The sequence below is a fragment of the Methylomagnum ishizawai genome, from assembly GCF_900155475.1.
Classification (GTDB): Bacteria; Pseudomonadota; Gammaproteobacteria; order Methylococcales; family Methylococcaceae; genus Methylomagnum; species Methylomagnum ishizawai_A.
Genome location: NZ_FXAM01000001.1, coordinates 689,990 through 714,431, shown reverse-complemented (window position 1 = coordinate 714,431; position 24,442 = coordinate 689,990). Strand labels below are relative to the sequence as shown.

Sequence of the window (24,442 nt, the reverse complement as noted above, 5' to 3'; positions counted from 1 at the left end):
TTTTGGGTTCCCGGCCCGCCGCGATTGCGGAGGTGATGGACAGGCTCTCATGCGGCGGAATACGCCGGAGTACCGGCTATTCCGCCTTACGCGGGCTGGCCGGGCAACCGCCAGTTGAAGGAGACCTTGGTGCCGTCGCCGTCCGGGTCTTCGTCGGGCAGTTCCGCGCCGAAGGGACCGGCATCCCAGCGCCAGACGGTTTTGCGGGTGGTGTCCGGTGATCAGCGTGCGGAAAGAAAACCCCGCCGGGGCGGGGTTGTGGAGAATGCTGGCTCATTCGGCGCAATATGAGGGTACGCTATCGCGCTCTATGCGGGCTAGGCTCCGTGATTTCAATTTGAGTAGACCCTGCTGTGCGGGCGATATATACCAAGGGACCTATGGAAAACGGGTCTTCGATGGCTTGCAAGTTGATCTCCCATCGATCATCCAGCAATCTCGAACTCCACCATTCCCACCCTGGGTTTTTTATCGCGTCAATCCAGGAGCCGAAATCCCAGAGGTCTTTATTTGCGATGATTTCATCAATAGGTTTGTTGAATGTCTCAACAAACCATCTGGGAAGTGAGTCTTTCCACCATTCATCATCTGGCCAATCTCTGGTTCTAACACTGGATATAATTCGTTGAACACCTTTAATATTTTCCAAGCATTCGACCGGATTATCACATCTTCCAATGATTTTTACCCAAACTTCTGGCGGAGGCTCTCCAGATATATTGTTATCAATTCTCTCAAGCTCGATATTTTTCATTGGATGGTCACCTTTATTGTGCCAGATATAATATTGTCGAGCAGCTCTTCAAACATATTTGAAGGGATACCGTACTGGTCAGCGGCTCTCGTTGCATCTACACGCTGAGGTGCCCCAGGAGATTGCCTGCCTACTCTTTGGTCAACGGCTGAAGCACGAAGCTTATCAATGAACTTTTGGCGAACTTTGCATTGAATTAGGTAAGCTTGATCACCTCGTTTAGCTAAAAACTCCAATGCCCGCGCCTTCTGGCCGACATTTATAAATAGCATGTCACTGCCTTGGATGCTTAATTTTCCTGCCTCGTCTACTGCGAACCTTACCTTGCTTGCATTAGGCAGTATGCCTCCTTGCACACGAAAAATAATTGTACCTGCCGCTTCCGTAGCTCCTAATTCTCCTGCTGCGATTGCAGCAGATTCGACAATTGCCCCTACGAGCGCACCTTCTACAAGCGCCTTAAGATTTCCAGGCACCAGAATATCCGACCCAAAGCCCGTCCATGGCCCCGTTCCATCCAGCCCACTCGGATCGACCAACCCAACCGGGTTATTCCCTACATATCCATAGGTATTTATCCCACCTTTCAATCCAATCGGATCGCTTTCGACATACCGCCCCGTCCCCGGATCGTAGTCCCGCGCATAGTTGTAGTGCAACCCGGTCTCGGCGTCGTAGTACTGGCCGGGCAACCGCCAGTTGAAGGCGACCTTGGTGCCGTTGCCGTCCGGGTCTTCGTCGGGTAGTTCCGCGCCGAAGGGACCGGCATCCCAGCGCCAGACGGTCTTGTTGGTGGCGTCCACCAGGGCGCGGGGGGCGTTGAGGTGGTCGGAGTGGATGTAGTACACCGAGGTCAGGGATAGGTACGCCACCGGAATATCGCCCAGGTACACCACCTCGCGGGGCTGGCCCCCGGCGGAGGCGTACTCGCCGACCAACCGCCCATCCCCGTCGTAGGCGAACAGGGAGGTGCCCAAAGGTCCGCTTTTCTTGACCCGCTGCCCCAGCCCGTTGACCAGATACTTGGTGGTGTTCGCCTGGACCAGCCGCCCCCGGTCGTTGTAGAGGAAGGTGTTCGCGCCGTCGCCGAGCGTGTTGCCCGCCGCGTCGTAGGCGTAGGCCAGCGGCGCCTGTCCCGGCGGCGTCACCTGGGCCAGCCGGTTGCTGGCAGGATCGTAGCCGTAGCCGGTCGAAAGCGTGCTTCCTGCCTGGACCTGCTCCGACAGCCGGTTGCCGTCGGCGTCGTAGCCATAGCCGGTCAACACCTGCCCGGACCCCAGCGCCGCCGTGGGGTTCAGCGCCGCGCTCACCAGCCGGTCCAGCTTGTCGTAGCCGAAGCGCTGGCTGAGGGTCGGGTCGGTGTCGGCGTAGTCGGTGATGCGCCCGGCCTTGTCGTAGGCCAGCGACCGGGTCCGCCCGCCCAGGGGGTATTGGGCCGGACGCCCATCCGCGTCGAAGGCGCGTTGATAGGTCTGGCCGTTGCCCCAGGTCCAGCCGCCGACCGCGCCGAACGCGGTGTATTGGATGTTCTGAACCAGCGTCGTGGCACCCAGCTTCAACTGGGCGATCCGCCCGGCCCCGTCGTAGCCCAGCGCGATCTTCTTGCCGGAAGGGTAGGTGATCTGGCTGACCCGGCCATAGGCGTCGTAGGCGTAGGCCGTCTGGCGGACCACCGTGCCGATGGCCTGGGTCCGGGTCAGCACCCGCCCGTGCGCGTCGTAGGTCCAGTCGGTGCTGCCGGTGTCGTCGGCGATCCGGGTCAGGTGGCCGATGCCGTTGCCGCCGCCGTCGTAGGTCAACACCGTCGGCGTCCCGCTCCCGTAATCGATGCCGGTCAGCCGGTTCAAGGCGTCGTAGGTGTAATGCGCGGTCTTGCCGCGGGCGTCGGTCGAGGCCAGCAGATTCCCGGCGGCGTCGTAGCTGTTCTGGGTGTTGCCGGTGTCGGGGCTGAGCGTTTGCAGCCTGCGGCCTAGGCCGTCGTAGCCGTACTGGGTCGCCAAATTGCGGGGGTCGATCACCTGGGTCAGGTTGTCGTTGGCATCGTACTGGTACTGGGTCGGGTTGCCGGCCGGGTCGGTGTTGGACACCAGCCGGTTGAGCGCGTCGTAGGCCAGGCCGGTGGCGTTGAGCAGGGGGTCGGTGATGCCGGTGAGGTTGCCGTTGCCGTCGTAGGTGTATTTGGTGGTCTGGCCTTGCGCCCCGACCATTTTGATAAGCCGGTCGAGCGCGTCGTAGGCCAGGGTGCGGGTGAAGCCCGCGCCAGTGCCGCCGACCACCACCTTGGTGGGGTTGCCGCTGGCGTCGAGGGTATAGGTGGTGGTGTTGCCCGCGCTGTCGCCGACCTGGGTCAGGCGGTGGGCGGCGTCGTATTGGTAGCTGAGATAGCTGCCGTCGGGCCGGGTGATCTTCAGCAATTGGCCCGCGTTGTCGTAGGTGTAGGCCGTCGTCTCGCCGCCGACCGTACTGGACAGCAGCCGCCCGTGGGCGTCGTAGGCCAGGGTGGTGGTCAGGCCGTTCGGGTTCACCAGGCTGAGCGGACGGCCATTGGCGTCGTGGCTGGGGATCGAAGTGATATGGCCCAGTGCGTCGGTGATGGCGGTCAGGTTGCCTTGGGCGTCGTAGGCGTACTGGGTGATGTCGGCGGCGTCGGTGCGCGGGCCGTCGATCTGGGTGACTTGCCCCTTGCCGTTGTAGCCGTAGTTCCAGGTCTGGACCAGTGCCCCGGCGGTCACGGTCAGACGGGTCAAATTTCCCTTGGCGTCGTAGGTGAAGGCCGTCACCCGGCCCGGCTCGTTGATCTGGGTCGGCAAGTGGAGGGTGGGATGCCACGCGGTCGTGATGGTCCGCGCCTCCGGCTTGCCCACGGCCTCCGTGCGCGAGGTCTCCAAGCCACGGGTGTTGTGCTTATAGGTGGTCCTGATGTTCCTGAAGTCGGTCCGGCTGGCGACGAAGCCGTTGGCGTCGTAGCTGATGGATTTGCCCCCCATGTTCGGCACCGGGGTTCCGGTCAGGCCGGTCGGCTTCACCAGGTCGAATTGGGTGGAGAAGGTATAGCTGTGGGTGTTGTTGCGGGCATCGGTGACGGTGGTGGTACCGTTGGCGTTGAAGGCCAGGGTTGTGCTGTCGGCCCCACCCGCGTGGACGCTGGAGATGGCCCGGCCCTGGTCGTCGTAGCCGAAGGTCGCGTAGCGTTGGCCGTTCCCGTCGGTGATGCCGGTCAGGGCGTTGTGGAACGTGGCGTGTTCGTATTGATAGCTCCGCGCCGTACCGTCGGGGTAGGTCACGGCGGCCAGGTTGTTATAGCCATCGTAGGTATAGAGATAGTCCTTGCCGTCGGGCGTCGTCATCTTGACGAGCGTCCCGTATGGGTCGTAGGCGAAAACCAGCGTATGGCCGAAGGGGCCGGTCACTTGGGTCAACTGATTGTTGGCGTTGTAGGAAAGTGTGGTGACTAAGCCCGCGCGGGTGGTGATGGAGTTCAAGCGGCCATCGAGGGCATAGCGTTCGATGCTATCGTCGTCCAGAGTGAGCTTCCAGCCGGTCTGGGTTCCGCCGCCATCGGTAACGGCGGCGAGGCGGCTGGTCACGTCCGGGTCGGCCTGCCATGCGCCCGCAACCGGCGCGAAGGTATCGACACGCCCATCGGCGCGGATGATCTGGACGTTGTCGCCAACAGCCGCCGGTGGCGTCAGGTTGCGGTGGTAGGTGCTGTGCCAGTTGCCGCCGTCCTGGCTATTGTAGTAGCGCTGGAATTCGAGCTGGGTGTGGGCGGCCCCCACATAGTCGGTCTCGACCTGGAATTTATTGCCGGTCCCCGGATTCAGGGGATTACCCTCGGCGGGGCAGCATTCGCCGAGGTTCTTGAGGGGTGGGACGAGTAGCGCGAGGTAATTGCCGTTCTCGTCGACTTCTGGCACGCCGGGAATCGACCAGTTGAGGGCGAAGAAGTCCACACTGGGCGCTTTCGATCCGTCGGTCCAGGTGTAATAAGCCCTGGTCACGGGAAAGGTAAAGCCAGCGCAATAATGCCCCGATGGGGCAACATAGCTTTCCACTTCGGAGCGGATCGATCCATGCTGGGGTGGGGAGGTTTCCGAGAGGATATAGGTTCCACAAGGAGAGCAATCGCTCGGGTTGTAGCAACCCCAACCAAAGATATCGGCTTCCTGGTTGCGGAGTACCAGGAATACCTCGGTATCGGTCGGATAGGATTGCTCTGCCATGGCCCGGGAGGCCAGGGCGCTGCCCCGCCTCGTTTTGAGGCGGGCATTGCCATTCACACCGATAGGAACGGCGACGGCCTTTCCCCCTGCGGCCCATACGACACCCGTATCACTCCCTATAGTCCACATCAGCAACAGACCTACCATGACCGTTGTGATTTTACGCATATCAGCATCACCTCGAAGTTGTTATTCCGCCCGCCAATGCCTAGAACCTGTTCCAATGTCGCAGAATTCCATAATACGGGTATTGAAACAACTTCGTATCGATCTTTTTGTGATTCAGTTCCGATTTTTGTGTAGGGAAAGTCTGATTTTTTGTAGGAAAAATCCTACAAAACCGAAGATGGTTGCCGCAACTCCGGCAAGGCCCACACCGGATCGACAACAACATCGGGCGGTGCCGCCGAAGCCCGCGTATAAGTCCCCCAATACTTGCCACTCCTCACATCCACGAGAAATCCACTGCGGGCTTGCCCATTGCTGCGCGCCCACAGTTGGGTGATTCCGCCCTGGTGCTGGTAGCGCAGTTCATGGTTGGAATCGGCTCGCACCAGCGGCGCACCGGGGTACGCGGCACAGAATCCCGCGTGAGCCTTGAGCGCCGCGTCGATCCTTTCCAGCAATCCCCGCTCGTCTGGCCGCAAGGCTTCCTCGACTTCGGTTCCGTCCGCCGAAATGACGCAGGTTTCGACTGATCCAGCTTCGACATCCCGCAGTCCGTGAGATAGCGCCGGGCTTCGTCGCAGTTCGCCATTTGTCCGCACGTCCTCTTGCTGCCACATGATCCAGCCTCAGCCGTTGCGGCCTTCGGTCCCGGCATCGAGCGGGCACTGGAAGGTTTCCAGGCATCGCAAGGACTGGTGGCGGATGGCATAGCCGGGCCGCAAGTTCGACGGGCGCTGGGAATTGAATAGCGGGATCATCGCGCCCGAGAAGGCGACCGTGCTGGCATCTGGGCCATGACTGGATCGTGACCGGGAGGGGTTTTTGTGGGAGAATCCTGTCCGATTCTGTCCAACCGATTCGGTCAAACCATCCTGCGTCCTATTACGCTAGGTTTCGTTAAAATCCTTTATTTTCAATATCTTGAGACACAAACTCATGATTCTATTGGGGTTAGGAACGGACTTAAAATCCCTCGGAGTAAAATCCGTGCCGGTTCGACCCCGGCCCGGGGCACCACTTAATTCAAGCAGCCACACCACCCACCGACCCCGCGTGGGCCGACCCCAGCCCTTCCCCGAATCCAGTCCGGGCGGTTCACAACAGCCCGTCTCCACAAACCTGCCGAGCCCAAGCCACCGGCATCCAGGCGCGGCGCAGTACGGGCGGAACCGCAACATCCCTTGAAACCATCGAACACAGCGCGTCGCGGGTAGAACAACATGCGTAAAGCGATCGTCATCGGCCACAGCCACATCCTTTGCCTCAGGGCGGCCTACCGGGAAAGGCTCGACGGTAAAACCGACCCGGCCTTCGAGTTCCTCTGGCTACGGGAGAAACAATACCAAGCGGGCGGTCCGGTGAAGCAAAAAGCCGGACCCGCCGCCCTGCGCCGCGATCCGGCGCGGGGGGCCACCAGCCAGGTCTCCGGAATCAACTCCAAAGCCGTGCGGGCGAAGATCAAAAGCACCGCCGCCGATTTCGGCGTCATCTGCATCAACGGCTTTTCCACGGCCTCGGCCCTGTGCGGCGGTGAGGCCATCAGCCACGCGGACAAGCTCGCCCATCTCACCAGGGTGCTGGACCCGAACAGCCCGCTCAGGACCTGGCTGGAATTCCTCCGCCCCCTGCTACCGCCGCAAACCTTCCTCCTGCCACCCCCGCCCCCGGTGGCCGCCACCCAACTGCAAGGGCTGTTCCCCGCGGAACGCATCGAGCGCATCGCCCATTTGCCGCTGGAACCCTTGGAAATCCGGCGGAGCGTCTGGAAGCGCTATTGCGAGCTGGCGGCGGAACTCGGCGGCGAATACGGCATCCACTTCCTCGAACCGCCCGCCTCGGTCTTCACCCCGGAAGGACTACTTCAGGAAGAGTGCTACGGCGGCGATCCCATGCACGGCAATCCGGAATACGGCTTCCGTGTCATGACCATGCTGACCTCGGTCATGGCGGAAGGTGCCACTGCCCACCGCGTGCCGCCTACCGCTCACCGCACCCCGCGCAAGACCCAACGCCATCCCTACGTCGGCCTGCCCGACAGCGCCTATTGGAAACAATCCGTCGCCGACCCCGCGCCGGGCGAGGTGGACCCGGTCGCCGGGGTCCGGTTCAAAATCAAACCCGAGGACAAGGTCGCCACAGCGGGCAGTTGCTTCGCCCAACATATCTCCAAGCGCTTGCGCGGTGGCGGCTTCAATTTCTTCGTCACCGAAGCCTCCGCGACCGACGACGAAGCCAGCCGGGCGCGGGGGTTCTACGATTTCTCGGCCCGCTATGGCAATGTCTATACGGCCCGTCAACTTGTGCAATTGTTCGACCGGGCGTTCGGGTTTTTCACCCCCATCGAGCCGGTGTGGAGACGCGACAACACCAGCTTCTGCGATCCGTTCCGGCCCCGCATCGAACCGGACGGCTTCCCCACCCGGCAGGCGGTCCGCCTGGAGATGGAAACCCACCTCAAGGCGGTGCGCCGCCTGTTCCTGGAACTGGATGTTTTGGTATTCACCCTGGGCCTGACCGAATGCTGGATCTCCCGCCTCGACGGCGCGGCCTATCCCGTGGCCCCCGGCGTCGCGGGCGGCGTGTACGATTCAGATCAATACGCCTTTGTCAATTTCGGCGTCGCCGAGGTGGTGGCGGACCTCAAGCGGTTCTTCGAGCAACTGCGCCTGGTCAATCCCAAGGCGCGGGCCATCCTGACCGTGTCCCCGGTCCCCCTGATGGCGACCCGCACCGACCAGCATGTGCTGGCGGCGACCACCTATTCCAAATCGGTGTTGCGGGTGGCCGCCGAGGAAATCACCCGGATTTTCGACCACGTTTACTATTTCCCGTCCTACGAAATCATCACCGGACCCCACGCCGCCGGCGGCTATTACGGCCCGGACCGGCGCTCGGTCCTCGAAGCCGGGGTGGACCATGTGATGCGGGTGTTCATGTCCCGCCTGACCGAATCCGCCGCCCCCGCGCCGCAACGGACCGGCCCTGGCTCCGCCGTGGACAGCTATTTCTCCGAGATGGAAGACCTGGACCAAGCGGCCTGCGACGAGGAACTGTACGGCAAGGCGTAACCGGGACACCGGGACGGGACCGGCGTCGGGCGCCCGGAGCGTCCGACCCCACACAAGGCTTGCGCGGAAACGCCAAGCCTTTTTGTTATCCTGGCCCCTCACTAAGCCGCCAGCGCCCTGGACCCATCCCACCCATCGGAGCCTTCCACCTTGGACATTTCCCGCCACGCGGCCCGTGCCGCCCAAAGCTGCGCCCGGCATCCCTGGTGGGTGCTGGCCCTGACCCTCGTGATTTCCGGGCTGTCGGCCTGGGCCATGACCCGGCTGCCGGTCTACACCTCCCGCCAGGCGCTGCTGCCGCAAAACACCGTGGTCGCCGAGCGCTTCAACCACTTCCTCAAGCAATTCGGCGCGGCCTCCGACCTCATCGTGGTGGTCGAGGGCCTGCCCCGCAGGGAATTGGAGCGCTACGCCAGCGCACTGGCCGAGAGGCTCCGCGCCCAGCCCGGCATCGCCCAGGCCAGCGAGCGGCTCGACACCCGCTTCTTCCTGGAACACGCCTACCTCCTGATGACGCCGGGACAACTCGGCCAATTCGGCCAAGGGCTGGATAAACTCGCGGCCCTCAAACCACCGGGCAATACCGCCGAACTGGACACCGCCCTGGGCCAGGCGCGGTCCTGGCTCGAAGCCCCGCCCGCGCTGGCCGGGACCGATCCCTCCAGCGCCGGCCAAGGCTTGCGGACCCTGGCCGCGATCCTGGCGGAATGGCGGCGCTGGCTCACGGCGGCGGAACCGCCCGCCGGGCTGGATTGGACACAACTACTGGCCCAACAATCGGAAGCCGACGCCCTGGCCCAGGGCTATTTCGCCTCGCGCGATGGCCGGATGCTGTTCCTGTTCGTCCATGCCCAGGACGCCTCGGAGGAATTCGCCGCCATCGCGCCCTTCGTGGAACAGGTGCGGCGGACCGCCCAGGCGTTGGCGGCGGAAACCCAGGCCCAGGGCCGCATCCCGCCCAAGGTCGGCTTGACCGGCCTGCCCGCCGTGGAATACGAGGAATACATCGATATCGAGCATGACATCACCCTGGTGGTCGGCAGCGCGGCGGTGTTGATCGCGGTGTTGATCCTGGGCGTGGTGCGGGATATCCGCTGGGCCTTGGCGATTTTCGTACCGATGGGGCTGGGCGCGTTGTGGAGCCTGGGGCTAGCTTGGCTCAGCGTGGGGCATCTGACCATCATCACCTCCGGTTTCCTCGCCATCCTGTTCGGGCTGGGCGCGGACTACGGCATCTTCACCTCGTCCCGCATCGCCGAGGAACGCCGGGCGGGCAAACCCCTGATCGAAGCCATCGGCGCCGGCATCGGTTCCTCGTTCGGAGCGGTGTTCACGGCGGGCGGGGCTTCGGTGTTGATCTTCTGCGCCCTGGCCACGGTGGAATTCCCCGGCTTCGCCGAACTCGGGCGGGTGGCGGCGGGCGGCGTGTTGTTGATCCTGGTCAGCACCTGGGTGGTCCAACCCGCGCTGTACGCCGTGCTGCCGCCCAAGTTGAAGGATTCGCCCGCCCCGGATAACCCCCGGCCCGCCGCGACCCGCAAAGGCCGGGGCGCGTTTCCCTTGCCGGTCGCGGCCCTGTTGGTCGTGGTGGCGGTGGTGGGCGCGGGCTATGGCGCATGGCGCGGCACCACCATCCCCTTCGACTACGACGCCCTGTCCCTGCTGCCCCAGGATTCCGAAGCCGCCCATTACCAGCGCCGCATGGTGGCGGAAAGCGATTACCAAGCCGAGGTGGTCATCTTCACCGCCCAGGACATGGCCGAGGCCCGCCGCATCGCCGAGGACGCCGGAAAGCGCAAAACCTTCGCCAAAGTGCAATCCCTGACCGAACTATTCCCGCCCGATGCCGGAAACCGCCTCGCCCAGGCCCAGGCCCTCGGCACGGAAGTGGCGGGCCAGGGTTACGGTGGGAAAATCGCCGGACTCGCGCAAGGCGGCTTGCCCATGCCGACTTTCGAGCGGCTCCGCGCCCTGCTCCCGCCCAGCCTAGCCCGCATCGAGGATTACCAGGAGCAAGCCTTTTCGTCGGGGCATAGCGATCTGGTCGATCCCCTGGAACAGGTACGGAACCAACTCGCCGCCCTGCAAACCGCCATCGATCAAAATCCCGCGGCGGGCCGGGAGCGCAGCGAGCTATTTTTCCGCGCCCTGCTGGCGGCGGCGGGCGAGGGACTGGCGGTGCTGGAGACCTGGAGTTCCGCCCTGCCGCTGACCCAGGCGGGCGTCCCGGCCAGCTTGCGCGACCGCTTCTTCGCGCAGGACGGCACCATCGCCGTCTACGCCTTCCCTGCCGAGAACGTCTACGATCCGGCCAACCTGGAACGCCTGACCCAAGACGCCTACGCCGTCTCCCCCGAAGCCACCGGCTTCCCCATCACCCACCAGGAATTCACCGGGATCGTGGTGCGGAGCTTCTTCCACGGCACGCTGTTGGCCTTGGCGGTGTGCTTGATCTGGCTGGCCCTGGCCCTGCGTGATGTGCGCGGGACCGTGCTGGCGGCACTGCCCTTGTTGATCGGTGGCGGCTGGATGCTGGGCATCATGGCCCTGGCCGGGATCAAATATAACTACGCCAATATCATCGCCCTGCCCTTGGTGATCGCTTTGGCGGTGGATTATGGCGTGTGGTTCAGCCACCGTTGGCGTGAACTCAAGGACCACAGCCCGCTGCAAGTCAGCCAGGTGGCCGGGAAGGTGATCTTGCTGGCGGCCGGCACCGAATTGGCCGGGCTCGGGGCCATCACCCTGGCGAGCTACCGGGGCGTATCCACCCTGGGCGTCGATATCACCATCGGCCTGTTGTGCTGCCTGCCCGCCACCTTGTTGATCGCCCCGGCCATCGGGCAATTGCTGGACCCCCGGCGCGGACGGAATGGCCCGGCCTAGCGCATTTTCAGTCGGGTGGGCACTACTCATGCCCACCGCTTCGGGCTATCCCGGTGGGCGCGGAATACGGGTCCACCCTACAAATAACCAGCCCGGCAGCAGTGTCGCGGCCCGCTCCACCTCCCCCCGCAATTCAACCTATGGAACCCGGCGCCCGTCCCCGCCCCCAAAGCGCCGGTTTCCCGCTATCATGCCGGAACCGCCACCGCCCCGGACGACGCAAGGAATACTCCCCGTCCAATCCGCCCTTCCGCCCTGGCAGGAAGCCCCATGCACACCTTGGAAACCGCCAAAATCGCCGCCCTCCTCGACTTTGAACGTTTACCCTTTAAAATACCCCGCTTTATCATTTCCCATGACGGCTTCCGCCCGATGGTGATAGGCAATCCGCCGCCCCCCCGGCCCCGCAAATCCCGACCTAGACCACCGGACCCCGCGCCAAACACCCGCGCACGCCCAAATACCCGACGCGCCATCGCCACCCCGCGGCGCGGACCCATGCCCACCGCAAGTGTTGTCCGTTTGACCTGTATGACCGGAGAGGAACCCCCCATGACGCGCAAAACCCACCGTATCGCCGCCCTCCTGGCCGGTTTGCTGGCTCCCTGTCTCGTGGCCGCCGCCGAATCCGCCGCGACCAAAGCTCCCATCCTGGTCTGCTATCCCGGCGGGCCGGTCAACGAGAACGACGCCAACGCCGCCATGGCCTCCATGCTGCGGGTGGTGGAACGGGTCGGCCACTGGCCCGCCAACAGCCTGAGTTCGGTCTTCACCGCCAAGGCCGCCGAATGCCGCCAACTCTTGGCCGACAAGCATCCCGGCTTCATGATCACTTCGCTGGGCCTGTTCCTGGAATCGCAGGCCGACCACCACCTGATTCCCCTGGTCCAGCCCAGGATCAAGGGCGCGACCACCGAACGCTACCGGGTCGTGGTCCAGCGCGGCAAATACAAGACCCTGGCCGACCTCAAAGGCAAATCCCTGGGCGGCACCGTGCTGGAAGAACCCGATTTCATCGGCAAGATCGTGTTGGCCGGACAACAACCCTTGCAGGATTTCGACCTCAAGCCCTCGCGGCAGGCCATCCGGGCCTTGCGCTCGCTCGATGGCGGCGAATTGGACGCGGTGATCCTCAACGAACAGCAATACGCGGGACTCTCCGCCCTACCTTTGAAAAACCCGCTGGAAGCCGTGTTCACCTCGGAAGAAATCCCGCTGATGGGCTTGGTGGCCGACGGCAAGGCCACCACGGCGGAAGACCGCGCCCGCTTCACCCAGGCCCTGGAAGGCATGTGCCACGACGACGAGGGTAAAAAACTCTGCGAATTATTCGGCGTGGACGCCTTCGTGGCCGCCGACGAGGGCCGCATCGCGCCCATGGTCGAGCTATGGAACCAGGGGAAATAACGCCTTGCGCCCGCTATCGTTGTTTTCCGCCTTGGCGCTGGCGGCGCTGTCCGGGGGCTGCGCCCGGCTCAACCGCGATGTAGTGCGCTTCGAGCATCCCGCCGCCTGCCCCAAGGAAACCACCGCCAGCCTCGCCGCCCGCCAAACCCAACTCGGTCCCCACAGCGCCACGTCCGCGCTGGAATGCGCCCTGGAAGCCCTGCGCGACACCCAAGACCCGGCCTTGTTGCGGACCTCGCTGGGCAGCCGCCTGTGCCTGCACCTGGCCGAGCGCGAAACCGACCCCGAGCGGCAGGTCAAACTGGCTTCGGAGGGCGTGCGCTTCTCCGACAAGGCGCTGGCCCTGGGCGGGGAAAACAAAGGCGCGGTGCATTATTACCTCGCCGCCAACCTCGGGCTGGCGGTGCGCCACGATGTGGCCCTGGCCGCGCAGAACCTGGCCCGGCTGGAACGCGAAATGAAACGGGCGGTGGAACTCAGCCCGGAACTGGACGATGGCGGTCCTTTGCGCCTTTTGGGGATGTTGTATCTCAAAGCCCCGCCCTGGCCCGCCGGGATCGGCGATGGCGACAAGGCGCTGGACCTGCTGAAACGGGCGCGGGACCAATATCCCGGCCATCCGCTCAACCATTTGTTCTACGCCCAGGCCCTGTGGGAAGTGGAAGGCGACGGCATCGCCGAGCAGGTGCAAAAGGAATTGGCCCTGGGCTTGAAACTGCTGGGCGAGGGCGATTGGGGCTATAACAAAGAACCCTGGAAGAAGGAATTCACCGAGGTCTGCAAGGAAGTCGGCGTGGTCGGCCTCGCCACGTCCGCCACCACCCTTTCCGTGAACGCTGCGTCTATGCGCGACCCATTCCCGGACACCGTGTCCGCGCCTTAGCATGGCCTTTCCCCATTCCCCCGGAACCTCCCCCGCATGAAACTGCTTTCCGCCCTGCTACTTTGCCTCGCCCTCGCCGCCAGCCTCGCCCTCCTGCTCGCGCTGCCCAAGGACTGGCTGCTCCTGGGCTCCCAAGTCAAAGCCCAACTCGCCGCCACCGGACTGGCCGCCCCGCTGGTGTTCTTCCTGGCCTCCGCCGTCCTGACCGGGCTGGGGGCGCCGCGGCTGTTGTTCTGCTTCCTGGCGGGATGGAGCTTCGGTTTCGGCTGGGGCTTCGTCCTCAGCCAATTCGGCACGCTGCTGGGCGCTTACGGGGTGTTCCTGCTGGCGCGGCGGATCGCCCCGGAGCGCCTATTGCAAAAATATCCCAAGCTCAAAACCATCACCGTGCCGGTGGGCCGGGGCTGGTGGTCGGTGCTACTGGTGCGGCAATTGCCGATCAGCGGCCTGTACAACGATATCCTGTTGGGCTGGAGTCCGGTGACGCACCGGGATTTCTGGGTCGGCAGCTTCCTGGGCTTCCTGCCGCTGGGCGTGACCGCCAGTCTGATGGGCGCGGGCGCGATCCAGGCCGATTTGGTGGAACTCGGGAAATATTGCGCCCTGGCGGCGGTGCTGTTCTTCCTGCTGAATTACAGCGTGAAGTGGGTGACGGCCCGCAAAACCGCCTGAGACCGCCGCGCTTCCCGGCCCGGATTCCATTCCACTCCATCCGGGCTACCGATACACCGGGCACGCCAGGATACGGGCCTCGATCCCCGCTTTCATGGCCTGGAACTCCGGGCTATCGACCTCCTTGAACCGCGCCGCGAACGCCTCGGGACTCAGGTTCTCCGGCAAATCCCGGATGGCCGGCATGAACAAACCCTCGTCGTTGCTCTGGCTCAACACCTCCTGGAACCTACGGGCCTTCTCCTCCGAACGCACCGCCGTCATCCCGAACAGCGCCCCGGCCTGGTCCGCCGCCAGATCGATGAAACTGAAGCCGCTGCCGTCGTGGGTGTCGTTCATCTCCTTCGCCAAGCCGATCATATCGACCAGGGTACCATGCCCCGCCGTGGCGATGCTGGCCGAACCCATGAAGTGCTGGGCGGTATCGATGCGGCGGTTCAGCAACACGCCGAGAGGTAGGGGCTTGGCCGACAACGGCGACAGCGCCAGATTCCGGCCATTGACATAGGCACCCAGCACGAAGATCAAGGCGCGGTTCTCGGCCACCGGGTCGTTATCGTCCTGGGAGCGGGCTTTGGCCAACGCGAACAAAGGCTGGAACAACGCGCCCAGCCGCACGAAACGCTTGAGGTTGGGCTGGCCCACCACTTCCGCCAACTTGTCGTGATAGGCCAGGAGCCGCTCCTTGTCCGCCAGGTCGGTAATCAAGCCCTCGGCCTGCGCCAGGGCGTCCCGGTTCCAGTTGAGGACCAGGGTCAGACGGCCATCGTCCTGGATGCGGACCTGCCCGACCAAACGCTCGCCGACCCGGCTGTAGCGGGCCAGCGGCGTCCCATGCAGCAGGCCGCGCAACAGCCAGCCGGTCAAGGGCGCGGGGATACTGAGCCGCCCCAGCTTCAGCCGCTTGATGATGGCCTGGGGTTGGGCGTCGTCGGCGATCAAACGGAGGTTGAGGAACAATTTGAAGGCGCGGAACGGCAAACGGACGCTGGCGGTCAGGTTCAGGCGGCGGCCCTCGATGCGGCACTCGGCGCGGCCTGCCAGTTTCTTGCGGAGGATGGCGAAATTGGCGGCGGCGGTCAGGTCGTCGGCGGTGAGGACCAGGGTTTTCCCACTGTTGTCGCCGGCGTGGACAGTCTCCCGGATCAAGCCGCGGGTCCGGGCGAAATAACGCTGGGCGGGTTGGGAGCCGAGTTCGAGCAAGGGCTCGGTCTGCAACACCAGCCCCAACAACAGGCAGACCAACAAGAGGAAACCCAAGGCCGCGCATAGACCGGCACGGGCCACCCGCCCCCACAGGGCGTGGCGGCGGATCGCGGCGGCGAAGCCGGCTGGAAAACCGGACCTGCCGGTTTTGGGAATCCAAAATAGCCTGATTAACATGGACTAGAACCGAAGTCCGCCCTTCCAGAAAGCTTCGACCGGTCGCGGCCCTCTCGGCGCAATGGATTTTAAGCGCGGCTCAAGGGGCGATGTAGACATTCCAGGTGTGGAGTTGGTCGCAACCATCGTGGCTGACGCCGGTGGCCTTGATCCAAGCCTTGCCTTGGGTGAGGGGTTGCGCCAGCTTGCCCGAGACCGTCAAGCGGCCACTGCGCTGGGGCGTGATGGCGATTTCGACGGGCTGGGCGTTGACCCAGACCTTGAGGGTTTCGGGATCGGTGTCGTCGGAGGCGGTGAACGAAAATCGGTCGAACGCGGCCACCTTGGCATCTTTGGGCGGCGACTCCTCGAAGAACACCGGCGCGGTGCAATTGAGAATGATGCCGCCATGATGGCCGACCGCGAAGCCGAACGCGGGAGGCGGCAAAGCGCCGACCGCCAGCAGGGACGACAATCCCAACACGATATTCCCCTTCGTACGCATGGCGGAACCTCCCGGAATCTTGCGATAAACGATGGCGGCGGGCATTGTAATGGAGAAGCGGGGTGGCCCGTGCGCTATTTTCCGAACCCGGCACCGTGGATTTTCATGATTTACCGATCCGCCCGGCTCGGTTATGCTTATCACCGGCCCGCTTCCAAGCGGGCGGTCATGCAAGCAACGTTGGGGATGGGCCGGGCCGGTCCTCCACCATGTCAAAGCCACGACCTGATCAAGCAGGGATTACGACCATCTTCGGCTTGGACATTTAGTTTGCGCCACCTTTGCCGTTGGGCCTGATGAAGAAGGCATTAATACCGCCGTTGGATTTGACTCGGTTTTTCATGCCCCTTGCGCGAATCGAGACCTGAAGAAGAAGGGATTAAGACCAGCGCATTGTTAATTTGGGTCTCCGTTACCTCCGGCCTGGCCATCGCTCCAAGACCTGATCAAGAAGGGATTAAAACGTTCCTTGTAGCGAATAATTGTTTCGTGTCCCCGCGCTTTATCCCGATGATAAAGCCCCCGCCTTAGGAAAGGGTGGCCGGTACCGCCATCCTTTCCGCCCAAACCCCACCCGCCGCCCGCGCTTGGGCACGGAAAAATCGGTTAATATCCGTGCGAACCCACTTCCAGGGCAGCGCGATGCCATACTCCCATCCCCCCGATCCCGACATCCCAGTCGCCGGTGGCGGCCTGCTGGACCGCCGCCTATTCCTGCGGCACAGCCTGGGAACCGGCCTCGCCTTGGCCGGATTCGAGGCCATGGCCGACGCGGAACCGCCGCCCTGGATGAAAACCCCAGGGGCATCCTTCACCAATTACGGCCATCCTTCCCCGTTCGAGAAAGACGCCATCCGCTGGATTTCCGCCAATCCGGGCGCGCCCGGCAACGGCATTTCCTGGACCCCGCTGCACAAGTTGGAGGGCATCGTCACGCCCAACGGCCTGCATTTCGAGCGCCACCACAACGGCGTGCCGCGCATCGACCCGGACCAACACCGCCTGCTGATCCACGGCCTGGTCAAAAACCCCCTGAGCTTCGGCGTGGACGATTTGCTGCGCTATCCCTTGGTGTCGCGGTTGTGCTTCGTCGAATGCGGCGGCAACAGCAACGCGGGCTGGCACGCGGAGCCGATCCAGACCCCGGCGGGTTATTTCCACGGGTTGGCCTCATGCAGCGAATGGACCGGCGTACCTTTGGCGACCCTGCTGAACGAAACCGGACTCCTGCCCCAGGCCCGCTGGCTGATCGCCGAAGGGGCCGACGCCGACGCGTTGAACATGAGCATCCCGGTGGAAAAAGCCCTGGACGACGCCCTGGTCGCCCTCTACCAGAACGGCGAGCGCCTGCGCCCGGAGAACGGCTATCCCATGAGGATCATCCTGCCCGGCTGGGAAGCGGTGCTGAACGTCAAATGGCTACGCCGCCTGCAAGCCGCGCAAGAACCGGCCATGGCCCGCAACGAAACCGCCCAGTACACCGAACCGCAACCCTCGGGCATCGCCCGGCAATTCAGCTTCATCATGGAGGCGAAATCCTTCATCACCCATCCCTCGCCCGGCCACAGGCTGCGGGGGCCGGGGCTGTATCAAATCAGCGGGCTGGCCTGGAGCGGACGCGGCAAGATCAAACGGGTGGAAGTCTCCGCCGACGGGGGCAAGAGTTGGGCCGAGGCCGCGTTGCAGGAGCCGGTGCTAGCGCAATGCTTTACCCGCTTCCGCCTGCCCTGGCGCTGGAACGGCCAGCCTTTGGTGCTGAAAAGCCGGGCCGTGGACGAAACCGGCTATGTCCAACCGGAACGCTCGGTCCTGATCGACGCGCGGGGCCACAACGGCTATTTCCACTACAACGCCATCGTCGCCTGGGCGGTGGCCGCCGACGGGAGCCTCAGCCATGTCTACGCCTAGGCGGTTGGCGGCGCTCCTGACGATGGCGGCGCTCTCCGGCCCGGCCCAGGCCGCGCCCGAAGGCCCGCGCCTGGGCCGCCCCGCCAGCCCGCAAGACATCGCCGCCCAGGATATCACCATCTTCCCGGACGGCGGCGGACTCCCGACCGGGCTGGGCACGGTGGCCGAGGGCCACGCCCTCTACGACAGCCACTGCGCCGGTTGCCACGGCCTTAAAGGCATGGGCGGCAGCGCCGAGGAACTGGCCGGGGGCGCGCCGCCCGGCAGTCCGCATCCCGACCGCACTATCGGTGCCTATTGGCCCTACGCCACCACGGTCTTCGACTACGTGCGCCGCGCCATGCCCATCGACGCCCCGCGTAGCCTGAACGATTCCCAGGTCTACGCCGTCACCGCCTATCTGCTATACCTCAACGGCCTGCTCGGCGCACAGGCCACGCTCGACGCCCGGACCCTGGCCGCGATCAAAATGCCCAACCGCGACGGTTTCCAGCGCGTCTGGCCCGGACACCCTTGAACCGCATATTTCCCCACCCCAAGAGACGAACCATGAGCGAACCGACCCTCTCCCCCGAACTGCGGACCATGAAGGAAACCCTGAACCTGGAAGGACTCAAACACCACGTTTTCCTGTGCGCGGGGCCGGACAAGGCCAAATGCTGCGGCCTGGAAACCGGGCTGGAATCCTGGGACTACCTGAAGCGGCGGCTGAAGGAATTGGGACTGAACGACACGGGCGGGATCGGCCGCACCAAGGCCAATTGCCTCCGGGTCTGCATGGAGGGGCCGGTCGCCGTGGTCTACCCGGAAGGCGTGTGGTATCGCGGCTGCACGCCGGAAGTCATCGAGCGCATCATCCAGGAGCATCTCATCGGCGGCACCCCGGTCGCCGCCCATCAATTCGCGGGACCGGGCGCGGCGGAATAAACCGGGAAGCTCACTCCCCGACCAAGGCTTCGAGCCGGTCCAATTGCTCGACCGTGCCCAAGGCCAGCAAGCGGTCGCCGGGGTGCAACACTAATTCCGGCTCGGGATTGGGCAACACCCGGTTGCCGCGCATCACCACCAGGACCGACGCCCCGGTCTTTTCCCGGAGCTTCAACCCGGCGAGGCTCTGGCCCACCGCCCGGGCATCGCCGCGGACCTCGATCCCCTCCAGGTTGATGCTTTCCTCGCCCTTGCGGATCACGGTATCGAAGAAATCGATCACGGTCGGGCTGAGGATCAAATGCGCCAGGCGCCGCCCGCCGATGGCGTAGGGACTGATGGCGCGGTTGGCCCCGGCCCGGATCAGCTTGGACACGCTGGATTCATCCACCGCCCGCGACACGATGAACAAATCGGGCCGCAACACCCGCGCCGACAGCACGATATACAGGTTGCTGGCGTCGTCGCCGCTGGTCACGATCAAACCCTTGGCCCGGTAGATGCCGGCCTGTTCCAACACCGCGTCGTCGCTGGCGTCGCCCTGCATCGACAGATAATCGCGCTGCACCGCGTAACCATGCACCTCCGGCCTGGGATCGACGATGATGAACGGCACCTTGGATTCTTCCAACTCGGCGGCGGCCTGTTTCCCCACCCGGCCCAGCCCGGCGATGATGATGTGGTCCTTGAGCTTCCGCACCTCGCGCTGCATTTTTTTCTCTCCGAAGGGGTCGAGCAGGCGGCTGCCGACCAGGTTGTCCATGATGACCGTGAGGCTGTAGAACAGACTGCCGATGCCGGTGATGGCAATGCCCATGGTGAAGATGCGGCCCGCCGCGTCCAGCCGGATCACCTCCCCATAGCCGATGGTGGTGATGGTGATGACGGTCATGAACAAGGCGTCGAGCAGGGTCGCGCCCTGTTCCCGGCCCAGCCAGGCATAGCCCAGGGTACCGATGACGGTCACCAGCAGCACCAGGGTGGCGGGCAGGATCAAACGGGCACGCAGGGAAGCCGATTGCCGGTGGTACTCGGGCAGCATCGCTCAGGGGGGGCCGGGAGGGGGGAGAAGGAGAAGGCTTCCGCCCGGTCCGGGTGCCGCGCGGGGTTCCCGGACGCGGGCGGCGTTCAATGTACCGCCGCCGGATAATCGCCGTACCAGAATTTTTCGAGCTGATAGAACTCGCGGGTCTGGGGCTTCATCACATGGACGACCACGTCGCCGAGATCGACCAATACCCATTCCCCGACGTTCTCGCCCTCCACGCCGATGGGCTGGGTTTCGTTCTTCTTGGCTTCCTCGACGACATGGCCCGCGAGGGATTTCACATGGCGTTCCGAAGTGCCGCTGGCGATCACCATGAAATCGGCGATATTGGTCTTGCCGCGCACATCGATGATCTTGATGTCGCGGCCCTTGCCGTCGTCCAGCGCGAATAATACGAGTTGAAGCAATTGCTCTGTGGTCATGCGGGTGTCGGGGATTCTCTTAGGAGTTGGGTCGAGGCAAGCGCCTGGAGCCGCGCCGGGGCCAGAGGTTCCGGCGCGGGCCTGCTATCCACTCTAACCGGATTTTCCGCGCCGGGAAACACCCCCGGCCCTCACTGCTGGCGCAAATCCAACCGGGTCAGATCGACCCGCTTGCGGACCCCGCGCAGCCTCAGGGAAGCCTTGTAGGCCAAATGACTGGCGAGGGTGGCGGTGGGCATGCGGAACCAATGGGCGCGGACATAGATCAGCCAACGGGCCACCGCCGCGCGGCGGCTAGGATGATCGGGATGGTCCGGCAACAAGGCGAAACCGAACAGATAATCCATCAACCCGCCCAAGGGCTGGGGCGGGGCCACGGCCTCGACGGCGCGGACCACCTCCGGCGGCACCGGGGTGGCGAAGAAACGCCGGGCGAAACACAGCCCGTAGTACAAGGGCCGCTCCAAACCCAACAACCGCGCCCTGGGCAGCAAGTCCTCCCAGAAGCCAGGCACCGCGCCGAAATGGCATAGCAGATCGTGGGTATCCAGCAAATCCCGCAGCCGCAAGCCTTCTTGCGGATCGCCCTCCAGGAACAAATGCACCAGCGAATGCAGCACCATGTCGATGGGCGCGAGGATGTGGAGGCGACCCTCGCCGAGGGGCCGGGCCGCGGCGAACAAGGGCGCGGGTTCGGACGGGAGGCGGCTGCTGCGCGGCAGGATGCGGTGGTGGATATCGATCTCGGTGCCGCGCTCGCGATGGCGCAACGGCGGCACCTCGTGCATCAACAGGCGGTAATAACGGTCGTCGTAGGGGTCGAGCTTGAGCTGGAACCAGCCGCGCCCGGTCAAGCGGGATTCGATTTCACCGATCCCGGTTTCCGGTACCAGCAAATCCACATCGGCGAAAATCCGGCCCCGGGCCGGCGGCAAACCGGCCAGCAGATAAGCCGAACCCTTGAGCAGGATCAGGGGTACTTCGCAGCCCTTCAGCGCCCACAGGATGCGGTCGATTTCCCAGGCCACCAAGCGGTTGCGGTGTTCGATCACACGGCGGGCCGCCGTCAAATGATCCGCCGCCGGGCGGGGGATCACGCCGAGCAGGCCCATCCGCGCCAAATCGGCCTCCAAGCGCCCGAGCAAGCGGACGGAGCGGGCGAGGCGCACCAGCAACTCCCACTCCTTGGCCGACCGCGCGGGCAAACCGCCAGGATCGCGCAGGGCCGCCAGCAACAGGCTCCGCGCCTTTTGGGTCGGTTCCGCGCCGCTAGCCATGGGCGTCGCGGCACAAGGCGTCGAGACGGGCCATGGCCTCGTCGAGGTCGGAATAGACCAGCGCATAGCAATCGCAGGCGTCCACCATCTCCGCCACCAGCCGGAAGGCGGTTTCGTCCAGCACCTCGTAATTGAAAGCGTTGGTGGCGACCATGAGGAAGGCTTGGCTTTTCGGCAAGGGATCGAGGCGGAGCGTTGCGCCCGCCGCCCAGCGCGGAAACACCAACCAGCGGGCGCGGGCGGGTTCGCCGGCGCGGCGGATGCTGTCCTCCGGGGGCCGGACATGGGCCACGGTGCCCTTGCGCGTGCCGTGGAAGGAAGGACCGATCACAGCTTCGGGCCGGAACCGCCGCAGCACCGCGATGGACTCGTTTTTGAGCGGGATCAAGCGCGGCATCGGCAGCAACAGGCCGTCCTCCGGCCTGACCAAGCCGAACTCGTCGGACAGCAAACGCCAGCCGGAATGGATGAGCGCGGCGCACAGGGTGGATTTGCCGTGACCCGGCGCGGCGGGAAACAACATCGCGTGACCGCCGCGCTCGACCACGGCGGAATGCAGCATCAGGAAATGATGGGCGCGGGTGGCCACACACCAATTGATACCCCATTCCAAGGCGGGAAAAGCGTGTTCGGCGGGATGCGGAGCGAAGGGGGGGCGGCCATCGACCAGGAACAACACCTGGGGGCGGATCCAGCGGCGCAAGGCGTGGGTCCAGGCGATCTCGACGTGGATATCGGTGAAGTCATCGGGCCGCGCCAGGGGATACAGCCCATAGAGGTGGTGGAGGGTCGCCGCCAACCGCGTCGGCACCGCCCGGATTCTGATATTGAAAGGTCCGATCCGAACCGCCAACCCCGCGCCGCCCAGCAAGGATGCCACGGTCGGCACTGGCAAACCGCCTACGGTCATGGAGGGGCCGGGGCCGGTTCCACCCACTCGATCAGGCCCAGCTCATCCAAACGCTTGGCGGCGATCCGCAAATGGTCGAGGGCCAACTCCTGCGGCTCGATTCCCAGCAAATGCACGATCCAAACCAACACCTGTTCCAAGGAGGCCGGACCCTGTTTGAGTCGTTCCAAGATCAAGGCGGTGGTTTGATTGAAAACATGGGTTTCGCCGGAAGAAGCTTGGTAGACGATGTAGTCGTCGCCCCAATCCTGCCATAGCAATTCATCCGCCGATACCGCTCTCCGCATCGATCCCCCGGCTTCCAGCACCGCGCCACCCCCGGTCAATAAAAACTGGTGACCGAACTCGCGATAGCCAAAGCGCCATTCAAGGGGGTCCCCGAAAGATTCTTACATTGGTAGACACCGGAACCCGAACTGGTCTCGGTCACGACGCCGATGGAAGAATTCACATCCAAGGGCAGATCGCTCTGCACACGCGGAAAGGTGTTGCTGGTGTTCGAGCATGTGAAATATTGGGTGACGCAGTAATCCCCTTGGGCGGGCGTATAGGGCGGGCTGCCCGTACCGGCCTGGATCGCGGCCTGGATCGTACCACTGCCACCCGTGACATTCGCCGTATTGATACCCGCCGATTGAACCCCACTACAGGATTCCGCCGCCAATGCGCCACTGCGCAAAGTCAGCAACACGGGCGCTCCCGCCACCGCGCCCCGGACCAAACGCCGCTTGGTGAAATCCGGCACCGCGGTCGAATTCAACCCTGTGGATCGCTCACGCCGCTCGGCGAATACCCCCGCCTTTTTGTTTTCATCGGACATAACCCTAACCTCTCATAGGCAAGTTGGACAACGCGCGGATAGCGCGGTATAAGTCGGTGCTATACGGTTACAACATGGGCCGAAAAACCCAAGCATGGCCCCCTGTCGACGGGTTTTGGGACTGCTCCCCCGCGCCGGGCCGAACCCGGACGCCTTTGTATCCAATGACGGCATCGGGGTCAACCTCCCAGCAAGGGCGCCGGCCAAAACAAACATCTATTTTGCAATCAAATCAACGGCATACTTAATCGGTATGGCATAACTGATACCGCTGGGTCTTTCGAGCAGGTTTTCCTTGGATTCCTGCACGAACACCTTGTTGAGAATACCCACTACCTCGCCGGTTTTGATACTGTAAAGAGGACTACCGCTGTTTCCAGGATAGGCGGTCGCGTCCAATTGGAATATCTCATAGGGCGTCGTCAAACGGTGGACCATTTTGGGATCAAGGCTCTTGGCGTTGAGCTGGGGAATGGCGATAGGGCTGATGGCCGACACAATGCCCCGGTGGGTCACGGGGTACAAACCCAACACCACGCCGATGGGAAAGCCCGTGAACGCATATTCCTCGCCTTCCCGCACCTTGCCACCATCGCCGAACCGCAACGCCGGCAAAGGCGTTCCCCCGATCCGCAACAACGCCGTATCATGATCCGGGTCCACGGCGACCACCGCCGCCTGCCGGGCGTTCTGCCCCTTGCCATCGGCCGCGAACACCGCCAAGCTCTCGAATTTGGCCGGGTCCACCGTCGCGGGCAGGACGTGGGCGTTGGTCAGCACATGCAGGCCATCGGTCACCACGAAGCCGGTGCCCCGGAACACGGCGGGCGGCGTCCGCGTGTGTTGGTAGGTGCCGATGCCGACGATGGAGGGTTTGACCTTGGCGACGGTGTCGGCCAGTTCGTTGGCACCCGCCGACCCGCAATCCAGCAAGAGCGTCCGGCAAAATAAGGCAAGAATCAAACCACGGTACATCCCGCCGCCACAGCGACGGCTATTGGCGGCGGCATCGCCCTTCCCCAGCCATCGCCCTATCAAAAATACCACGACGATTCTGCGATCCATCACGCAATTTTACCGCATGTTAACCCATGTCAAGGTGACAATTCGCATCCCACCGACAACCCGGACCGGCGCGGCCAAATTTCAACTTGCGGACCGTGGGGCTTCCGCCGCACCATTCGCTTGTCGCCGCGCCCCGG

At 64.0% G+C, this 24,442-nt stretch carries 21 protein-coding genes; 9 read left to right on the top strand and 12 right to left on the bottom strand.

The features are described from left to right. Positions 1 to 298 precede the first annotated feature (298 nt). The 3 genes from B9N93_RS24405 to B9N93_RS24400 all read right to left on the bottom strand — a co-directional run bounded on the left by B9N93_RS24405 (position 299) and on the right by B9N93_RS24400 (position 5,762). A complete protein-coding gene (locus B9N93_RS24405; RefSeq protein ID WP_125468808.1) occupies positions 299 to 754 on the bottom strand; it encodes a hypothetical protein in 456 nt (151 codons plus the stop codon). Next, entirely contained in the window at positions 751 to 4,977 is a 4,227-nt protein-coding gene (locus tag B9N93_RS03135) for an RHS repeat domain-containing protein (protein ID WP_176225107.1), read from the bottom strand. The genes B9N93_RS24405 and B9N93_RS03135 overlap by 4 nt, the downstream gene beginning before the upstream one ends. A 332-nt stretch (positions 4,978 to 5,309) precedes the next feature. Beyond that, on the bottom strand, positions 5,310 to 5,762 hold the full coding sequence (locus B9N93_RS24400) for a hypothetical protein (RefSeq protein ID WP_125468807.1): 453 nt from the start codon (positions 5,760 to 5,762) through the stop codon (positions 5,310 to 5,312). Here B9N93_RS24400 and B9N93_RS26790 point away from each other — a divergent pair. From B9N93_RS26790 to B9N93_RS03105, 6 genes are all read left to right on the top strand, one after another. Next, positions 5,751 to 5,894, top strand: coding sequence for a peptidoglycan-binding protein (locus tag B9N93_RS26790; protein WP_217807256.1), 144 nt, complete (start codon positions 5,751 to 5,753; stop codon positions 5,892 to 5,894). The two genes, B9N93_RS24400 and B9N93_RS26790, sit on opposite strands and share 12 nt — an antisense overlap. Positions 5,895 to 6,365: 471 nt before the next feature. Further along, entirely contained in the window at positions 6,366 to 8,213 is a 1,848-nt protein-coding gene (locus tag B9N93_RS25910) for a GSCFA domain-containing protein (RefSeq protein WP_217807255.1), read from the top strand. Between the two features lie 150 nt (positions 8,214 to 8,363). Next, positions 8,364 to 11,099, top strand: coding sequence for a sterol transporter cytoplasmic membrane protein BstA (gene bstA / locus B9N93_RS03120; RefSeq protein ID WP_085210793.1), 2,736 nt, complete (start codon positions 8,364 to 8,366; stop codon positions 11,097 to 11,099). A gap of 552 nt (positions 11,100 to 11,651) precedes the next feature. After that, positions 11,652 to 12,506 carry a sterol transporter periplasmic substrate-binding protein BstB gene (gene bstB / locus B9N93_RS03115; RefSeq protein WP_085210791.1) on the top strand — a complete coding sequence of 285 codons (855 nt, stop codon included), beginning with the start codon at positions 11,652 to 11,654 and terminating at the stop codon, positions 12,504 to 12,506. A 4-nt stretch (positions 12,507 to 12,510) separates the two neighbouring features. Further along, a complete protein-coding gene (gene bstC / locus B9N93_RS03110; RefSeq protein ID WP_176225106.1) occupies positions 12,511 to 13,389 on the top strand; it encodes a sterol transporter outer membrane protein BstC in 879 nt (292 codons plus the stop codon). A 36-nt stretch (positions 13,390 to 13,425) separates the two neighbouring features. Further along, positions 13,426 to 14,061 carry a TVP38/TMEM64 family protein gene (locus B9N93_RS03105; RefSeq protein ID WP_085210789.1) on the top strand — a complete coding sequence of 212 codons (636 nt, stop codon included), beginning with the start codon at positions 13,426 to 13,428 and terminating at the stop codon, positions 14,059 to 14,061. Between the two features lie 45 nt (positions 14,062 to 14,106). Here B9N93_RS03105 and B9N93_RS03100 read toward each other — a convergent pair whose 3' ends face one another. Both B9N93_RS03100 and B9N93_RS03095 read right to left on the bottom strand, forming a co-directional pair. Further along, positions 14,107 to 15,444, bottom strand: coding sequence for a YfiM family lipoprotein (locus B9N93_RS03100; protein WP_085210787.1), 1,338 nt, complete (start codon positions 15,442 to 15,444; stop codon positions 14,107 to 14,109). Between the two features lie 79 nt (positions 15,445 to 15,523). Further along, positions 15,524 to 15,928 (bottom strand): hypothetical protein, encoded by a 405-nt coding sequence (locus B9N93_RS03095; protein WP_085216152.1) that lies wholly within the window; start codon positions 15,926 to 15,928, stop codon positions 15,524 to 15,526. A gap of 615 nt (positions 15,929 to 16,543) precedes the next feature. On the opposite strand from B9N93_RS03095, the gene soxC reads away from it, so the two are divergent. The 3 genes from soxC to B9N93_RS03080 are packed head-to-tail and all read left to right on the top strand — an operon-like array spanning position 16,544 to position 18,763. Further along, complete coding sequence (gene soxC, locus B9N93_RS03090; protein ID WP_254899325.1) at positions 16,544 to 17,836, top strand: sulfite dehydrogenase; 1,293 nt, start codon at positions 16,544 to 16,546, stop codon at positions 17,834 to 17,836. Beyond that, positions 17,823 to 18,353: a c-type cytochrome gene (locus B9N93_RS03085; RefSeq protein ID WP_085210784.1), complete on the top strand. Its 531-nt coding sequence runs from the start codon at positions 17,823 to 17,825 to the stop codon at positions 18,351 to 18,353. Before soxC ends, B9N93_RS03085 begins: the two co-directional genes overlap by 14 nt. A 32-nt stretch (positions 18,354 to 18,385) precedes the next feature. Further along, positions 18,386 to 18,763 (top strand): (2Fe-2S) ferredoxin domain-containing protein, encoded by a 378-nt coding sequence (locus B9N93_RS03080; RefSeq protein ID WP_085210782.1) that lies wholly within the window; start codon positions 18,386 to 18,388, stop codon positions 18,761 to 18,763. Positions 18,764 to 18,773: 10 nt separating this feature from the next. On the opposite strand, the gene B9N93_RS03075 is transcribed toward B9N93_RS03080, so the two are convergent. The 7 genes from B9N93_RS03075 to B9N93_RS03045 all read right to left on the bottom strand — a co-directional run bounded on the left by B9N93_RS03075 (position 18,774) and on the right by B9N93_RS03045 (position 24,305). Further along, positions 18,774 to 19,805 (bottom strand): potassium channel family protein, encoded by a 1,032-nt coding sequence (locus tag B9N93_RS03075; RefSeq protein WP_085210780.1) that lies wholly within the window; start codon positions 19,803 to 19,805, stop codon positions 18,774 to 18,776. An 86-nt stretch (positions 19,806 to 19,891) separates the two neighbouring features. After that, positions 19,892 to 20,233: a ribosome silencing factor gene (rsfS, locus tag B9N93_RS03070; RefSeq protein ID WP_085210778.1), complete on the bottom strand. Its 342-nt coding sequence runs from the start codon at positions 20,231 to 20,233 to the stop codon at positions 19,892 to 19,894. A 131-nt stretch (positions 20,234 to 20,364) separates the two neighbouring features. After that, a complete protein-coding gene (locus B9N93_RS03065) occupies positions 20,365 to 21,510 on the bottom strand; it encodes a nucleotidyltransferase domain-containing protein (protein WP_085210776.1) in 1,146 nt (381 codons plus the stop codon). Continuing rightward, a complete protein-coding gene (locus B9N93_RS03060) occupies positions 21,503 to 22,420 on the bottom strand; it encodes an HprK-related kinase A (RefSeq protein WP_085210774.1) in 918 nt (305 codons plus the stop codon). Before B9N93_RS03060 ends, B9N93_RS03065 begins: the two co-directional genes overlap by 8 nt. Continuing rightward, complete coding sequence (locus B9N93_RS03055; protein ID WP_125468806.1) at positions 22,417 to 22,707, bottom strand: HPr-rel-A system PqqD family peptide chaperone; 291 nt, start codon at positions 22,705 to 22,707, stop codon at positions 22,417 to 22,419. The genes B9N93_RS03060 and B9N93_RS03055 overlap by 4 nt, the downstream gene beginning before the upstream one ends. A 35-nt stretch (positions 22,708 to 22,742) precedes the next feature. After that, entirely contained in the window at positions 22,743 to 23,240 is a 498-nt protein-coding gene (locus tag B9N93_RS03050) for a hypothetical protein (protein WP_085210770.1), read from the bottom strand. 216 nt (positions 23,241 to 23,456) lie between these two features. Continuing rightward, positions 23,457 to 24,305 carry a S1C family serine protease gene (locus tag B9N93_RS03045; RefSeq protein WP_254899324.1) on the bottom strand — a complete coding sequence of 283 codons (849 nt, stop codon included), beginning with the start codon at positions 24,303 to 24,305 and terminating at the stop codon, positions 23,457 to 23,459. Positions 24,306 to 24,442: the final 137 nt, after the last annotated feature.

Bases quoted from the DNA above. Each gene is read 5' to 3' on its own strand.
- B9N93_RS25910 (WP_217807255.1), top strand. From the start codon at position 6,366: ATGCGTAAAGCGATCGTCATCGGCCACAGCCACATCCTTTGCCTCAGG.
- B9N93_RS03065 (WP_085210776.1), bottom strand. From the start codon at position 21,510: ATGGCTAGCGGCGCGGAACCGACCCAAAAGGCGCGGAGCCTGTTGCTG.
- B9N93_RS03050 (WP_085210770.1), bottom strand. From the start codon at position 23,240: ATGTCCGATGAAAACAAAAAGGCGGGGGTATTCGCCGAGCGGCGTGAG.
- B9N93_RS03085 (WP_085210784.1), top strand. From the start codon at position 17,823: ATGTCTACGCCTAGGCGGTTGGCGGCGCTCCTGACGATGGCGGCGCTC.
- bstB (WP_085210791.1), top strand. From the start codon at position 11,652: ATGACGCGCAAAACCCACCGTATCGCCGCCCTCCTGGCCGGTTTGCTG.
- B9N93_RS03100 (WP_085210787.1), bottom strand. From the start codon at position 15,444: ATGTTAATCAGGCTATTTTGGATTCCCAAAACCGGCAGGTCCGGTTTT.
- B9N93_RS24400 (WP_125468807.1), bottom strand. From the start codon at position 5,762: ATGTGGCAGCAAGAGGACGTGCGGACAAATGGCGAACTGCGACGAAGC.
- B9N93_RS03055 (WP_125468806.1), bottom strand. From the start codon at position 22,707: ATGCGGAGAGCGGTATCGGCGGATGAATTGCTATGGCAGGATTGGGGC.
- B9N93_RS03135 (WP_176225107.1), bottom strand. From the start codon at position 4,977: ATGGCAGAGCAATCCTATCCGACCGATACCGAGGTATTCCTGGTACTC.
- B9N93_RS03045 (WP_254899324.1), bottom strand. From the start codon at position 24,305: ATGGATCGCAGAATCGTCGTGGTATTTTTGATAGGGCGATGGCTGGGG.
- B9N93_RS24405 (WP_125468808.1), bottom strand. From the start codon at position 754: ATGAAAAATATCGAGCTTGAGAGAATTGATAACAATATATCTGGAGAG.
- rsfS (WP_085210778.1), bottom strand. From the start codon at position 20,233: ATGACCACAGAGCAATTGCTTCAACTCGTATTATTCGCGCTGGACGAC.
- B9N93_RS03080 (WP_085210782.1), top strand. From the start codon at position 18,386: ATGAGCGAACCGACCCTCTCCCCCGAACTGCGGACCATGAAGGAAACC.
- B9N93_RS03105 (WP_085210789.1), top strand. From the start codon at position 13,426: ATGAAACTGCTTTCCGCCCTGCTACTTTGCCTCGCCCTCGCCGCCAGC.
- B9N93_RS03075 (WP_085210780.1), bottom strand. From the start codon at position 19,805: ATGCTGCCCGAGTACCACCGGCAATCGGCTTCCCTGCGTGCCCGTTTG.
- B9N93_RS03095 (WP_085216152.1), bottom strand. From the start codon at position 15,928: ATGCGTACGAAGGGGAATATCGTGTTGGGATTGTCGTCCCTGCTGGCG.
- B9N93_RS03060 (WP_085210774.1), bottom strand. From the start codon at position 22,420: ATGACCGTAGGCGGTTTGCCAGTGCCGACCGTGGCATCCTTGCTGGGC.